At 50.7% G+C, this 14,387-nt stretch carries 8 protein-coding genes; 3 read left to right on the top strand and 5 right to left on the bottom strand.

What is annotated here, in order from left to right; all coding sequences use genetic code 11:
- Window positions 1-859: 859 nt before the first annotated feature.
- Window positions 860-2,104: an NAD(P)-dependent oxidoreductase gene (locus ACYVB1_RS13420; RefSeq protein WP_460924287.1), complete on the bottom strand. Its 1,245-nt coding sequence runs from the start codon at window positions 2,102-2,104 to the stop codon at window positions 860-862.
- A gap of 270 nt (window positions 2,105-2,374) precedes the next feature.
- On the opposite strand from ACYVB1_RS13420, the gene gcvP reads away from it, so the two are divergent.
- On the top strand, window positions 2,375-5,293 hold the full coding sequence (gene gcvP / locus ACYVB1_RS13415) for an aminomethyl-transferring glycine dehydrogenase (RefSeq protein ID WP_460924286.1): 2,919 nt from the start codon (window positions 2,375-2,377) through the stop codon (window positions 5,291-5,293).
- A 267-nt stretch (window positions 5,294-5,560) separates the two neighbouring features.
- Window positions 5,561-6,178 carry a DUF4136 domain-containing protein gene (locus ACYVB1_RS13410; RefSeq protein ID WP_460924285.1) on the top strand — a complete coding sequence of 206 codons (618 nt, stop codon included), beginning with the start codon at window positions 5,561-5,563 and terminating at the stop codon, window positions 6,176-6,178.
- 12 nt (window positions 6,179-6,190) lie between these two features.
- Here ACYVB1_RS13410 and ACYVB1_RS13405 read toward each other — a convergent pair whose 3' ends face one another.
- The gene (locus ACYVB1_RS13405; RefSeq protein WP_460924284.1) at window positions 6,191-8,482 is read right to left on the bottom strand and encodes a TonB-dependent receptor plug domain-containing protein; all 2,292 of its coding nucleotides are present in this window, start codon (window positions 8,480-8,482) and stop codon (window positions 6,191-6,193) included.
- Window positions 8,483-8,674: 192 nt separating this feature from the next.
- Between ACYVB1_RS13405 and ACYVB1_RS13400 the strand changes: the two genes are divergently transcribed.
- Window positions 8,675-9,859: a PQQ-dependent sugar dehydrogenase gene (locus ACYVB1_RS13400; RefSeq protein ID WP_460924283.1), complete on the top strand. Its 1,185-nt coding sequence runs from the start codon at window positions 8,675-8,677 to the stop codon at window positions 9,857-9,859.
- Window positions 9,860-9,962: 103 nt separating this feature from the next.
- Here the strand turns inward: ACYVB1_RS13400 and ACYVB1_RS13395 are convergent, their stop codons facing one another.
- The 3 genes from ACYVB1_RS13395 to ACYVB1_RS13385 form a co-directional block, all read right to left on the bottom strand.
- Complete coding sequence (locus ACYVB1_RS13395) at window positions 9,963-11,966, bottom strand: OmpA family protein (protein WP_460924282.1); 2,004 nt, start codon at window positions 11,964-11,966, stop codon at window positions 9,963-9,965.
- An 18-nt stretch (window positions 11,967-11,984) separates the two neighbouring features.
- Window positions 11,985-12,920 carry a PorP/SprF family type IX secretion system membrane protein gene (locus tag ACYVB1_RS13390; protein WP_460924281.1) on the bottom strand — a complete coding sequence of 312 codons (936 nt, stop codon included), beginning with the start codon at window positions 12,918-12,920 and terminating at the stop codon, window positions 11,985-11,987.
- 33 nt (window positions 12,921-12,953) lie between these two features.
- Window positions 12,954-14,387, bottom strand: a 1,434-nt coding sequence (locus tag ACYVB1_RS13385) for a T9SS type B sorting domain-containing protein (protein ID WP_460924280.1), incomplete at its 5' end; no start/stop codon positions are given.

The following is a 14,387-nucleotide window of genomic DNA, read 5'->3' as shown; positions in this document are numbered from 1 at the left end:
ATTACCTTAAATTTTCTGTCTCAATCAATCTCTCAAAGAACTTAGCAGAAGAGCTACTCTCTTCTCTTGCGGCATCCTGATGATGCCGGTGTTTTCTTCTCACTCCCGAAGAGCCTCTTGCTCTTTTGCGGGTCGCAAAGTTCGGCGTTTCCTGCTTAAGCACCAAACTTTTTCTTTTCTTTTTTTTCAGCGGCCTTCTCTCTATCCCAAGAACCGTGCCACTTGCCTCCCTTTCTCTGGAAGCGGATGCAAAGGTAAGAAATTTTTCTCATTCCGCAAGAAAAAAGAAGAAGTTTTTTTCTGTCTCTCTTTTCGCTTTCCCTTTCAGACCACCTCTGAAGCGGGTTGCAAAGGTAAGAAGAATTTCGCTCTTTGCAATGAAGCGAAAGAAGTTTTTTTTGCTTTCCCACCCCTTCCTTTTATCACGTAGAGGCTGTGTTACCAACTCATCTCTTTCCCCTTCCTGCCGAATCGGGATACAAAGGTAGGCAACTTTTCCTGCTTTGCAAGGGGCTGCATGAGGAAAACCTTCTAAAACGCCTGTAAGTTTTTTCTCAGGACTCCCGAGAAGGTGAGCCTGCCCCCTGTCCTTTAGGCTGCCCCGCGCTGTTTTTACTGTTCCGTTTCCTCTCCAGGTCCGGACGCTGGGAAATAACAGTAGCCCAAGAGTCGGAAGTTCCAGAGAAAAGATAAATTCTGTAGGAGCTTTTTCTCTGCCTTTACCTGCTTCGTGGGCGCTGGGGAACAGCAATAGGGGGAGTCTTTGGAGTTCTTGTATAGCAGAAATTTCGTGTCTTGTTCCTGAGCTTTGTCTTCTTCCAACCTAAAGATAATATGTAGCTAAAGAAGCTTCTGCTGATTATGCCAATTCCTGTTTCTCTTTATTTGCAGCAGCGCTATCTGCATACTCTTGCAGGTAACTATAACGCGGTGTTAGTTTACCCTTCCTGGCAATCGTACCCCGCTCCAGTATCCCTTCTGCATCTCCATTGAAAAGGTGCGGGAACACATTGTCAATTAAATGCCGGCCGAAATCGCGGGAGGCATTGCGCGGCAACTCGCAGGGCAGGTTATCCACTGCCATCACGGCAATGTTTTCTTGGCGACTGAAGGCGGGCTCCAGTTCTCCCGTGTCCGGGTTATAATCAAAAACAGGATCCAGTATGGTTGTGGAGCGTTTGGTAGTAGGAATAGAACCGTTCACATCACAGGTAATATCTGCAATAGTGTTAATTCGGAAATCCGGTTGGCGGGTATCTTCTTCGGTAAACAGCCGGGGTGCGTTCGGGTGCCAGTAAGCACAGGCCAGCAACAGGTCTGTTACGCGTGTAAACTTTCGGAATGTACTCTTATATAAGTGTGGGTTCGTGTAAAAGTCCGGGGAGTCCCACACTTCCACATCAGGGCGTGTGTTGTAGTCACCGGAGTGCAATTGGGCATAAACTGGTTCTGTGAACTGCTTGTACAGGTAATCGAACACGCTTACCTTTTTTATTTCCATTTTATCCAGCACCTCCATAGCGCCGCTGGCCACTCGTCCTCCTCCCGTTACGGCTATCTTAATAGGTGGTAGCTTTACTTTGAAAAACTCTTCCTGCATATCCTCCATCTCATGACACAGATAAGCTGGCTTCAGGTCGAACAACTTCCATTTTTTGCCATAGGTCAGCATGCCGTTATAGGCACCTACTATACCTGCATACCGGCCGAAAGCCACTACCCGCTGCCCCTGTGGCGTCTTCAGGGTTTCATAATCTATTAACGTAATGTTCTTGTCGAGGATGGCACGAAGCAGCTTTGCATTGTGTGGCTGCTTTTTTATGGTGTGGGAGAAGAAAAAATACGTTTTATCGGGAATTAATAACTCTACAGGCACCTCCTTTACACCGAGCAGAATATCGCAATCACTCACGTCTTGCCGCACCGGAATACCCAACTCAGCATATTCCGCATCATTAAAACTCCGGATGTCGCTGGATTGCACCACAATCTCCATTTCCGGAAATTTCTCCAGTGCTTCCACACACTTCTTAGGTGTGAGGGGCACCCGTTTGTCTACCGGTACTTTGCCTTCCTTTATGATGCCGATTTTGATTTTGCTCATAACGTGCCTTTTGAATTGTTGATGAAACAAATTTGTTAGACTAAAGCAAGCTAAAAGTACTTTTACCTATTATAGCTGTGAGGCTGTATTGCACATTTTGGCAACACCTTTTAAGCGGCAACCAATAGCAGGTTAAAGCCCTAACTATTTAGTTTTGTTGCTTCAATATAATAAACAATTACTATTACTTTTGTAGAAAATTACTGAGAATGGCGGAGGTCCGCTGCTTTCAACCATTTGCAACCCATAATTCCCAATCTATAATCCGTTATGATTTTCAAAACCAAACCTGCAGATGTATTCAAGGAGCGCCATAACGGCCCCGATAAGGAGCAGATGCAGTACATGCTTAAAACCATTGGGGCAGATTCGCTGGACCAATTGATTGAGGAGACTGTACCGGCCGCGATTCGTCTCAAAAAGCCACTGAACCTGCCAAAGGCGCTTTCTGAGAAAGATTTCCTGAACAAGTTCAGCCAGATAGCAAAGCAGAACAAAGTTTTCAAGTCTTACATAGGTCTTGGCTATAATGATACAGTAGTGCCGCCGGTTATCCTTCGTAATATCATGGAGAACCCGGGCTGGTACACCGCCTATACGCCTTACCAGGCTGAAATCGCACAGGGCCGTTTAGAGGCGCTGATCAATTACCAGACCATGGTAATGGACCTGACGGGAATGGAGATTGCCAATGCCTCTTTGCTGGATGAGGGAACTGCCGCTGCCGAGGCAATGGGCATGTTCTATTCCCAGCGCAAAGGCTCCCGCAAAAACGCCACCCGTTTCTTTGTATCAGAGCAGGTGCTGCCGCAAACAATAGATGTACTGCTGTCACGCGCTACGCCACTGGGCATTGAACTGGTAATCGGCGACCACCGCGAAGCGAACTTGCAAGACGAGACACTGTTTGGCGCTATCCTGCAATACCCGGCAGCCGATGGTGCAGTTTTCGATTATACTGACTTTATCAGCCATGCCCATACCCAGGATATCATGGTAGCTGTGGCGGCAGATATACTTTCGCTTACTCTGTTAACCCCTCCGGGTGAGATGGGTGCTGATGCCGTAGTGGGTACCACACAGCGTTTCGGCGTGCCAATGGGTTTTGGTGGACCTCATGCAGGTTACTTTGCAACAAAAGATGCTTTCAAGCGTGTGCTCCCTGGCCGTATCATTGGTATTTCTGTGGATGCCGCAGGCGACAAGGCTTACCGCATGGCTCTGCAAACACGTGAGCAGCACATCCGCCGTGAGAAAGCTACTTCAAACATTTGTACCGCGCAGGTACTGCTGGGGGTGATGGCCGGCATGTATGCCGTTTACCACGGTCCGCGTCGCCTGAAGTACATTGGCCTGAACACGTACGCCCTTACACAGCAGCTGGAAAACGGCTTGAAGACATTAGGCTTTGAGCAGCAGAACGAGCAATATTTCGACACGCTGAAGATAGTGGTAGAGAGTGCCGCCATGCAGCAGGCCATCCGCCAGGAAGCTGAAGCCGCCGGTATGAACTTCCGCTATTTCGGTGAAAAGAACATCGGCATTTCGCTTAACCAGAACACGGAACTGCAGGATGTAAAGGATATTTTAGCGGTATTCGCGAAGGTAGCCGGCAAGTCTGCGGATGTGTTGACCATAGACGAGCTTCCTGCAGAAACAGACGTGACCTGGGCCAACAGCCTGATCCGCAAGAGTGCGTACCTGCAGCACGAGGTATTTAACAAGCACCACTCAGAACTGGAGATGACGCGCTACATGAAGTACCTCGAGAACAAGGATATTTCGCTGGTGCACTCCATGATTCCGCTCGGCTCCTGCACCATGAAGCTGAACGCCACGGCAGAGATGATTCCGGTTACCTGGCCGGAAATTGGTCAGCTGCATCCGTTTGCTCCTGCAGACCAGACAAAAGGCTATCAGCAGATTTTCGCTGACCTGGAGGCCTGGCTGTGTGAGGTGACAGGTTTCCACGCCATGTCGCTACAGCCTAACTCTGGCGCACAGGGTGAATATGCCGGCCTGATGGTGATTCGTGCGTACCACGAGTCACGCGGCGACCATCATCGTACAGTTTCGCTTATCCCTTCTTCAGCCCATGGTACAAACCCTGCTTCTGCGGTAATGGCCGGTATGAAGGTGGTGATTGTGAAGTGCGATGAGAAAGGAAACATTGATGTGGCGGACCTGCGTGCAAAGGCAGAGCAGTATAAGAACGAACTTTCCTGCCTGATGGTGACGTACCCATCCACTCACGGTGTGTATGAGGAGAGTATCATTGAGGTTTGCCAGATCATTCACGATAACGGCGGCCGCGTGTATATGGACGGTGCCAACATGAACGCACAGGTTGGCCTGACATCGCCGGCTACCATCGGTGCCGACGTTTGCCACCTTAATTTACACAAGACATTCTGTATCCCTCACGGTGGTGGTGGTCCTGGCATGGGCCCTATCGGTGTGGTAAAAGACCTGGCTCCGTTCCTGCCGGGCCACGCAGTGGTGGACCTGAGCCGTGGTGAGGCGATCAATGCAGTATCTGCAGCACCATGGGGCTCTGCTTCTATCCTGCCTATCTCCTATGCTTACATTGCCATGATGGGTGGCGAAGGTTTGACAGAAGCAACCAAAGTGGCCATCCTGAACGCCAACTACATTAAGGCACGTTTAGAGAAGCATTACCCTGTGTTGTACGTAGGTTCTAAAGGCCGCTGCGCACACGAGATGATCCTCGACTGCCGTAACTTCAAGAAAGTGGGTGTAGAGGTAGAGGATATTGCGAAGCGCCTGATGGACTACGGTTTCCATGCGCCTACTGTCTCCTTCCCGGTTGCCGGTACGCTGATGGTAGAGCCAACAGAGTCGGAGGCACAGGAAGAACTGGACAGATTCTGCGATGCCATGATATCTATCCGTGAAGAAATCCGTGAGATTGAGGAAGGCAAAGCAGACCAGAAAGCAAATGTGCTGAAGCATGCGCCGCATACCATCAAAGTTGTGATGACAGAGAACTGGGAGAGACCATACAGCCGTGAGAAGGCGGTGTTCCCGATGCCTTACCTGCGCGACAACAAAGTATGGCCAACTGTGAGCCGCATCGACAGTGCCTACGGCGACCGTAACCTGGTTTGTTCTTGTGCGCCGATTGAGGCATACAATGAAAATGGAAATGAGATGGTGGCCGTAGGCTAAGCCAAAGCACCACCATCATAAATCAAGCAGAAAGCCCTGCAGCATTTGTTTGTTGCAGGGCTTTTTTGTGTCCCTATGCCTCAGAAAGTGGCTCTCAACTGAAATCACCTTTAGGAAAAACGCAATGCCACCCATTGCTACAGGTTTAGTTAAAATATTTATTAAATATATAGTATATTTAAACGCAGAAGGCTCCGCAGTATTTGTCTTTAGAACAGCTTCAGTATATACCTCGTTACATCTTATAGAATACAAGAGACATCTGAAATGATAAAAGCCACCACCACACCATTTGGTATCTTTTTGCTGTTATTTATTATCATACTTTTCTCAAGCAGTTGTGCCCGCCTTCCGCTGGCTGATGTACAGCACGTGTATGACCCCACCGTCAACTATAGGAAATACCGCACCTTTGGCTGGTACCGGGCAGAAGTGCCAACTCCTGTTGCAGGAGGCACAGGCCCTGCCTTTAGCACCCTGGTAGATGACAGGGTAAAAGGAGCCATAGCCAGTGAACTTGTGAAACAAGGGCTAAACCTGGTGGTGGACGAAACGCCTGACCTGCTGGTGGCCTATGACATTGCCGTGGATACAGCTCAACTCGTGACGCAGGACTACAACCTGCCTCCGGGCTATGGCTACGCCTACTGGTATGGATATCGCTACCGCTACAGCCATGCAGGCGTGCCCAACTACATGGACATCAGAAAGTACAACATCGGTACACTTGTCATAGACCTCATCGACCCAAACACAAACCAGCTGGTCTGGCGTGGTTGGGTAGACTCCGACATTGATCCTGCTGCCTTGGAGAACGCTTACATACCTGTAGTGGTGGCCAACATTATGTCATTTTTCCCGCCAACGCCGGATATAACACACTGAGACGACCTCACTTCACAGCCTATAGCTGATGTTGATGCCTCCATAGTAATTACGGTCAGGAGCCGGTTGAAAATAGCGGCCACCAAAGGCGTTCAGGTCATTCCCGAGGCTGTACTTTTCATCTGTCAGGTTATCTACTCCTCCAAAAATTTCCAGCCCGATGTGATACCCGAGTTGCCGCTTAAAGCCTGCCCGCGCTCCCAAGACTAAATAGCTATCGGCATATACTGTGTTGGCATCGTTCAGTGGAATCTCGTCTACATAAGTGCCGGTTGCGTTGAGGTAAAAGCCCGGGCGCGTGTTGAGGTCGAGGCCTGCAACAGCAGCATGCGGCGCTGTGCCGGTTAGCCAGTTGCCGGAGAAATTATCTTCATCCCGCTGGTATTCATCGAACTTGAAGTGACTGTAGGTATAGCTTACCCAGGTTTTCAGCAAACTCAGCGCCTGCTCCGGCCTATCTATAAAAGTGTAGCCTATACTTGTCTCAATGCCTTTCTGGTTGGTAGAGCCTACATTCCGGAACACCGCCACACTCGACACATCCTGCCGGCTCACAATCGTTTCGCTTAACCGGAAGTAAAAAGCCACCACATCAAAACTCAGTTTGTCTGCCAGGGCAAACCCTCGTACGCCTGCTTCATAGTTTGTACCCCGTTCTGCCTCCAGGCTTTCATTTAAGATACCGTTGGAGGTGAGTATCTCCTCTTCGGTGGGTGGGGAAAAGCCTGAGCTCACGCTGGCATGTACTGAAACCTTATCTGAAATCTTTTTTAGCAAGGCAATTCTCGGCGACAGCTCCGCCTCAAAATCACGGATGTAGATGTAGTCGCCGGTAGCTACCTGCTGCAGACGGGTTATTTCGTAGCGGGTATCGTTCAGGCTGAGGGCCGCGGTGGCAATGATGTCGGCAGGCAACTCAAACTCAGCCCGGGCAAAAAGAAAACCGGACCTGGCCACCCCCTCATCGTCGGAGCGGAGGTTGCCGGGTTCTCCGCCGTTGTTGTCGTAGGTGCGGGATGCCTCAAAGCCTCGCTGAAACTCAGCACCTACTGTAAAAGCAGCACCTATACTTCCTATGGTTGCTTCGTAGTTAAAGCTGGTGCGGCCCCCTAACTCCTGGCTGGCGTTGCGCTCATAATCGGTGTTGAAGGGGTGGTTCCGGAACCGGTGCAGCCCATACAGCACGGTGTTATTCTTAAACTGCTCGTTGAATCTATATTCCTGCTTCACGCCCACATTGATGCCTTCCTGGTTCATGGAGGCATTCTGCGCTACGCTGCCAAACATGCCGCCACGTGCCTGCCGCGGGTTTTCCTCATACTGCTCCCGCGTCAGTCCGCCCGGTAGTTCATAGTACAGGTTAGAGTAAATGATGTTCGCCCCTACCGTTCTTTTCTCGGAAGGATAGAACTCTGACGTAATTAACAGCACATCGCGGTCTATGGCTGACTGCTCTCGGTACCCGTCGTACTGCTGCTTGGAGTACTGCACCAGCACATTGGCTTTGTCTGTACCAAAGCCTGCTGAGGCTGAATATCGCCTGAAACCATAAGAGCCTGTGGTAGCACCTACCTGCAGCGCACTTTCCCCGGGAGCTGCACGCCTTGGCTCCAGCAAGACCGTGCCGCCTGTACCGGCACCATAGATACTGCCGGCCGGCCCCTTCAGCACTTCAATTCTTCCGATGTTGGCGGCATCCATCAGGTTGAGGGCGGTGGTGCCGTTGGCTTCTGTAAAAGGTATACCATCGTAGTACATTTTCACATTCCGGATGCCATAGGGGGAACGCAGGGTGCTGCCCCTGATTGAAAGGCGGTAACTGGCAGGAGCCCGCTCCTCCATCCGAACACCCGGCACCGTGTTCACGGCCCTCACAATAGAGCTTTCATCGAAGCGCTCTATCACCTCCCGCTCTATCAGACTCACGGCACCGGCTGTTTGCAGCAAAGGCCGGTTACTCTCATAACCCGTAATCACCACCTCCTGCAGACTGGCCTCGCTTGGCTGAAGCTGTACCCGCATTTCTTGTCCGGCAGGTGGAATAGCCATCCGTTTTGTTTCAAAACCGAGGTAACTAAAGGTAAGCCGCCTTGCCGACTCAGGCACTGACAAGCCAAAGTCACCTAATTCATTTGTAACAGCCTGCTCCCCGGTACCGGCTGTAATGGTAACCCCCTCCAGCGGCAACTCGCTTCGGGCATCCAACACCTGACCACTTACAAGGCGCTGCGCTAAGAGTGCCTGTGGCAGAAAAAGAGTTAAAACAGAGAGGAAAAAGGCATATAGCGGTAAAGAAATTTTCATTAGAATTAAATTAGTAATAATCTCAAAACGGAAGAAGTAGCTCAAGGTTTGAACACTATTTGCAGCCTGCCCGCAAAGGTACCCTTCCCTCCTGCATGTAACAATTCGCCGCACATCAAGTTTTAATTTAAAAACCCAAGCAGATAGCACCTTGGTGCAGGCTGCCTCTGCCATACAAAACACGACCAACCTATGAAAACAAGAAACATTGCATTAGCCCTCGGGCTAACCTTTACCTTAACAGCCGCCACGGCACAAAACGGCGAACAGCCGATAAGCGCCTCTATGGAAGGGCACATTTATAAACCCGTTAAGGTGCCAGCCACTAACGAGCGAGTGCGACAGCTGAAAGTACCTGCCGGCTTCACCATTACTAAGTTTGCCGAAAACCTGAACAAGCCCCGCATGCTGGCCGTGCACACCGACGGCACCGTATACGCCACCGACCGCGACAAAGGCACTGTGACCATGATCCGCGACACAAACAACGACGGGAAAGCAGACCAACAGAAGGTAGTGGCGACAAAAAACCAGATGCACGGCATTGCGCTGCGCGATGGCAAAGGGTACCTGATGACGGTGAATGAAATATACACAGCCTCCATCAACAAAGATGGCACTCTCGGTGAATTGAAGGAAATAGCAAATGGTTTTCCGGAAGCAGGCCAGCACGCTGACCGCAGCCTGGAATTTGGGCCTGATGGAATGCTGTACATCCAGGTGGGCAGCACCTGTAACGCCTGCGAGGAGACGCATGAGGAAAACGCTACTCTCGTGCAGATGAAACCAGATGGCTCCGGCCGCCGCGTCTATGCCAAAGGCCTGCGCAACTTTATCGGCTTCGACTGGCACCCACAAACAAAGGAACTCTATGGCTTCGACCACGGTATCGACTGGTTAGGAGACACGACACAAAAAGAGGAGCTTAACAGGATAATTGACGGAGGAAATTACGGATGGCCTTATGTGTACGAAGACGGCAAACCCAACCTGGCAGATGAGCCGCCACAAGGAATGACGTGGGAAGAATATGCGAAGAAAACAGAATTTCCTGTACTGACTTACGATGCACATTCTGCCCCAATGGATTTTCTCTTCTACACGGGCTCGCAGTTTCCGCAGGAGTTCAGGGGAGATGCCATTGCAACACTGCACGGCTCCTGGAACCGGAGCGAGCCGGTAGGCTATAAAGTAGTGCGGGTGCGCTTTGAAAATGGTCAGCCAAAGCGTATTGAGGATTTTGTAACGGGGTTTTTAGTGGACGGCGGCAAGGCACACTTTGGGCGACCGGTTGGCCTGGCACAGCACCGGGATGGCTCTATCCTGATTGCTGACGATGACAATGGTGTTATCTACCGTGTGGCCCGCAGCAGGTAAGCCTCAGGCAAGAAAGCACCTGCCAAATTAAAATACCTAAACAAAAAAGAGGCTGCCCGTTCCGGACAGCCTCTTTTTTCCTATAAAAACCGTTAAGATTTTCCTAATTTTTCTTGATAACGAATTCTGTACGGCGGTTCTTCTGATGCTCTGTCTCAGCGCATATCACACCATCTCCGCAACCGTTCACCAGCCTTGTTTTACCGTAGCCTTTGGCAGTGAGCCTGTCGCGCTCTATACCTTTTGATACCAGGTAATCTACAGCAGCCTGTGCTCTGCGCTCTGAAAGGGCCTGGTTGTAATCCTGGCTCTCGCGGCTGTCGGTGTGGGCGCTCAGCTCGATCTCAATCTGTGGGTTGTTTTCCAGCAGTGTTGCCAGCTTGTCCAGTTCTTTGGCAGCATCCACACGGATATCTGACTTGTCCAGGTCGTAGTAGATGTTCTCCAGAACGATGGCTTTCTCCAGCTCATTCTTATCAAACAGCAATGCTACTTCTACGGTATCAGGGGCTGCAGCCGGCACCTGCGCGCTGTTCTGCATTTTCAGATAGCCATGTCTGGCACCCGAAAAGGTATAAGTATCGCCTGCTCTGCCATCCAGGAAGTACTTCCCTTTTTCGTCTGTCACAAACACAGTAGAATCCTTTACATTTTTCTGCAACATGACGATTCTTGTTTCCGGAAGCACCTCCTGCACGGTTTGCTTCTTTTTGTTTTGCTTGCGCTCAAGTGTTGTAATAGCCAGCACAATCGGCTTATTCAGGATATCGAAGGTATAGATATCATCTGTGCCGTTGCTTGCCTCCCGGTTAGACGAAAGCAGTCCTTTTGTGCCCGGCTCTGTAAACATGATGCCGTAGTCGTTCTGGGGGGTGTTGATCGGATAGCCCAGGTTTCTGGCTTTACGCCAGTTGCCCTGCACTCCCTCGGCAGAAAAGATGTCAAGCCCACCCATGCCTACATGGCCGTCAGAGGAGAAGAACAGCTTGCCATCAGCATCCACATACGGAAAGCTCTCGCGGCCTTCTGTGTTGATGACAGGCCCTGCGTTTACAGGTGCACTCCAGCTGCCGTCGGTTTTGCGAAGCGAGTAATATATATCTGTTTCGCCCATGCCTCCCGGCATATCAGACACAAAGTACAGCACCTTACCGTCTGGCGACAATGCCGGGTGCCCTACCGAGTATTCCTCTACCTTGTTGTACACAAAAGGCTGAATGTTGCTCCAGTTAGCGCCCTGCTTCTCCGCCGTGTAAATTTCAAGCCGGTTTACATAATCCTTATTTGCTGATTCCTCCTCTTTTACCCAGCTGGTTGGGTCAGTATTTACACGGGTCTTTCTTTGCACCACGTGCGTGCGGGTAAAGTAAAGCGTTTTCTCATCTCCTGCAGCAGAAGCTGTTGCGTTGTGGTACTGGGAGTTGATGACATCCTGCAGCGCCGTTGGGTTGCCCCAGTTGCCTTGTGCATCCTGTTCAGCGGTAAATAACTGCAGGTATGGGCGGCCTGTCCAGCCGTACACCTGTGCCTGGTCTTTCTTTTTATTTCCGGTAGGTTTCAACCCTCTGTCGGAGGTAAAGAGAATACCCTTGCTGCCAAACTGCACCGGGCTGAAGTCAGAGTAGCTGGCGTTGTTCAGCGCCTTCAGTGGCTCCACCTTTGCCACGGCCGGTTGGCGCATCCATCGGGCGGCCATTTCCGATGCCTCCATCAGTTCCTGTGCCTTCTCGGCCTTTTCCGGCATCTCCTCTCCCCACAGCATATACTGCTCTTTTGCCTCCGCATATTTGCCGTTGCTGCGCAGCGCCTCTGCAAAGTAGTACAGGTTCATTGGCTCGCGGCCGGTCATGGTCACTACTTTCCCATACCAGTTCTCCGCCTGCTGTGTCTGGCGCGTCAGGCGATAAGAATCTGCTATGCGCTTTGCCGTTTCCAAAGTAGGGGTGCGTTTCTGTATAGCCTCCTGGTAACTCTGCAGTGCCAGTGCAAACTCATAGTTCTCATAATGGTCATTTGCCTTGCGAAGCGACGACTGGCCATGCGCCACAGGTCCTAAACCTAACATAGCCGCCACAATGAAGCATAAGGGTGTGTATTTATATTTCATAGGTCTAAGTGCTTAAGGTTAAAAGTATTGTGGGGTGAGCATTTTCGTCTCTTTCTTCTTCTTGAAGAAGTAGTAACCAACTGATACTTCGTGGGTGTTGTAGCCACTCAGGCCGTTCAGCATTCTGTCGTAGGAGTAACCCAGGCGCAATGTTTTCAGCACTTGCAATTCCCCGATAAGCGCTACTGCCGTAGGTCTGCTCAGCCCTTCTCCCTCTGCCTCACCTATCAGGTTCATGCTGGTACGGTAAGAACTACCCAGCCACAGCCGGTCGCCCAGCAGCACAAAAGCATTCAGGTCGATGTTGGCAGGTGCGTTGAAGTCTTCTTTGATTAGCACGCTTGGCTTCACTTTTACGAATGGACTTACATCGAACACATATCCTGTGGTGAAGTAGTAGTGGCGCTCCGGCTCTATCTGGTCCAGGTCTTTGTACTGCAGCAGGTCTGAGGCAGAGAAACCGGCATAAAAGCGGGGCGTATGGAAGTAGGCTCCAATTTTTACGTCTGGCTTGATGTAAACTTCTTTGCCGGAAGGAATGGCATCGTCGTTTTCAATGCCCAGCTTGGTACCGTCCATCATGTTCTGTACCACACCAGGCGCAATACCCAGGCTGATAACAGAATTCTGGCTGAGTGGCAGCTTCACGGCGATGTTGGCATAGGCGCTGAGCGTGCTCTGCGCACCAAGCTCATCGCGTGTCAGGTTCAGGCCCACTCCCAGGCGGTCGTTTGCCACCACACCATCCACAGCTAACGACTGTGTGGTGGGTGCTCCTTCCATTCCTGTCCACTGCGAGCGGTGGAAGGCATTCATGTTCAGCACGTTTTTGCTTCCTGTGTAGGCAGGGTTAATAGACATGCTGTTAAAGATATACTGGGAGTACTGCGGGTTCTGCTGTGCGCTGGCTGCTGTTGTAAGCAGCAGCGCCAGCAATAGATAACATATTCTCATTTTCAATGAAGTTTTAGATTCCATAACCACTGCTTATCGGAATAGGGTTGTATAGCCAGTGAACTCTTTCACAACACCATCACACACTGTTACCCTTACCTTATAGAAGTAAGTACCTTGCTCCAATTTACTTGCACTCCAGTCGTTCTGGTAGTTTTTCGTTTTGTAAACTTCAGAACCCCAACGGTTAAAGATGGTCACCTCATTTGCGGCAAACTTCTCCAGGTTCGCTATCACCCACGTATCATTCCTGCCATCTCCGTTCGGGCTAAAGGCTTTCGGGAAGTTCAGTTGACCATCGGCCAGTGACACATCCATATTGTAGCTTGTGGCTACACCGGCACAGGTACCGTTTAGGGCGGCCACTGTTACCTGCCCCGTCGCTGTCGGGCTATTCGCTGTTACCTTGATAGTAGCTGTTCCCTGGCCTGCGGTGATGGTGAAGCCTGCCGGAACAGTCCAGGTATAACCTGTGGCTCCCGTTACACCCTCAACAGTATAAACAAGGCCGTCGCATACAGTGCTGTTATCGATAATGGCAGCTGGTGCAACCGGTAGCTCAGTGATGGCAACATTTAGTGAAATAGTTTGGGCGGTACCGCAGCTGTTAGTAGCGCTTACAGATACGGCGCCTGCTGTTGCGGTTGTGTTTACGGTGATAGTGCCTGTTCCCTGGCCGTTAACAAGCGTCCAATCGGCAGGTACTCCCCAGGTGTAAGTAACATTTGCTTCTACAGTGGCTAGCGTATACGTTACCGTCTCACCGCTCTCGCACACTGCAGCGTTACCTACTATGGCATTTGTCTCGATTGGAGCAAGCACTGGTGCCACATTCACAGTAGCAGCGTCTCCTATACCACAGCTGTTCCTCACAGCTACAGCAATCTGACCAGTTCCAGTGCCCACTTCCACAGTGATGCTTGTATTACGTTCCTCAACTAAAGTCCATGTCGCCGGCACTGTCCAGACATAGCCGGTAGCACCTGGTACCTCAGGAATACTATAAGTCAGTCTTGTTCCGATACAGGCACCTGCTTCACCCGATATGGCCGGAGCGGCAAGTTTGTCATTTACAGTTACTGCTAAGCTGGCAGATCTGCTTTCATTACACAAGTTATTGACAGTTACTGCTACCTCTCCTGAAGTTTTTCCAACTCGTACTCTGATAGAGTTAATATCTTCTCCCTCCAGAATAACCCAGTCACCTGGAACTGACCAGTTATAAGAAGAAGCTGTCTGGTTCGCTGGGGTCGTATAGATTTTCTCTTCGCCGGCACAAACAGTAGCACTACCAGTTACAGCAACATTAAACACTGCACATGGCACATCGATTGGGGACTCGCTGCGGTTGTCGTCCGGGTTCGGGTCTGTGTTGTCTGCACCCACCGTCACGCCGTTGACCAGCGTGCCTGGCTTGTTGATGGTGAACACCAGCGTCAGCACCGCGCTCTGCCCGTTGTTCAGGTT

The organism is Pontibacter brevis (assembly GCF_054779655.1).
This window is presented reverse-complemented; position numbering and strand designations above follow the sequence as displayed.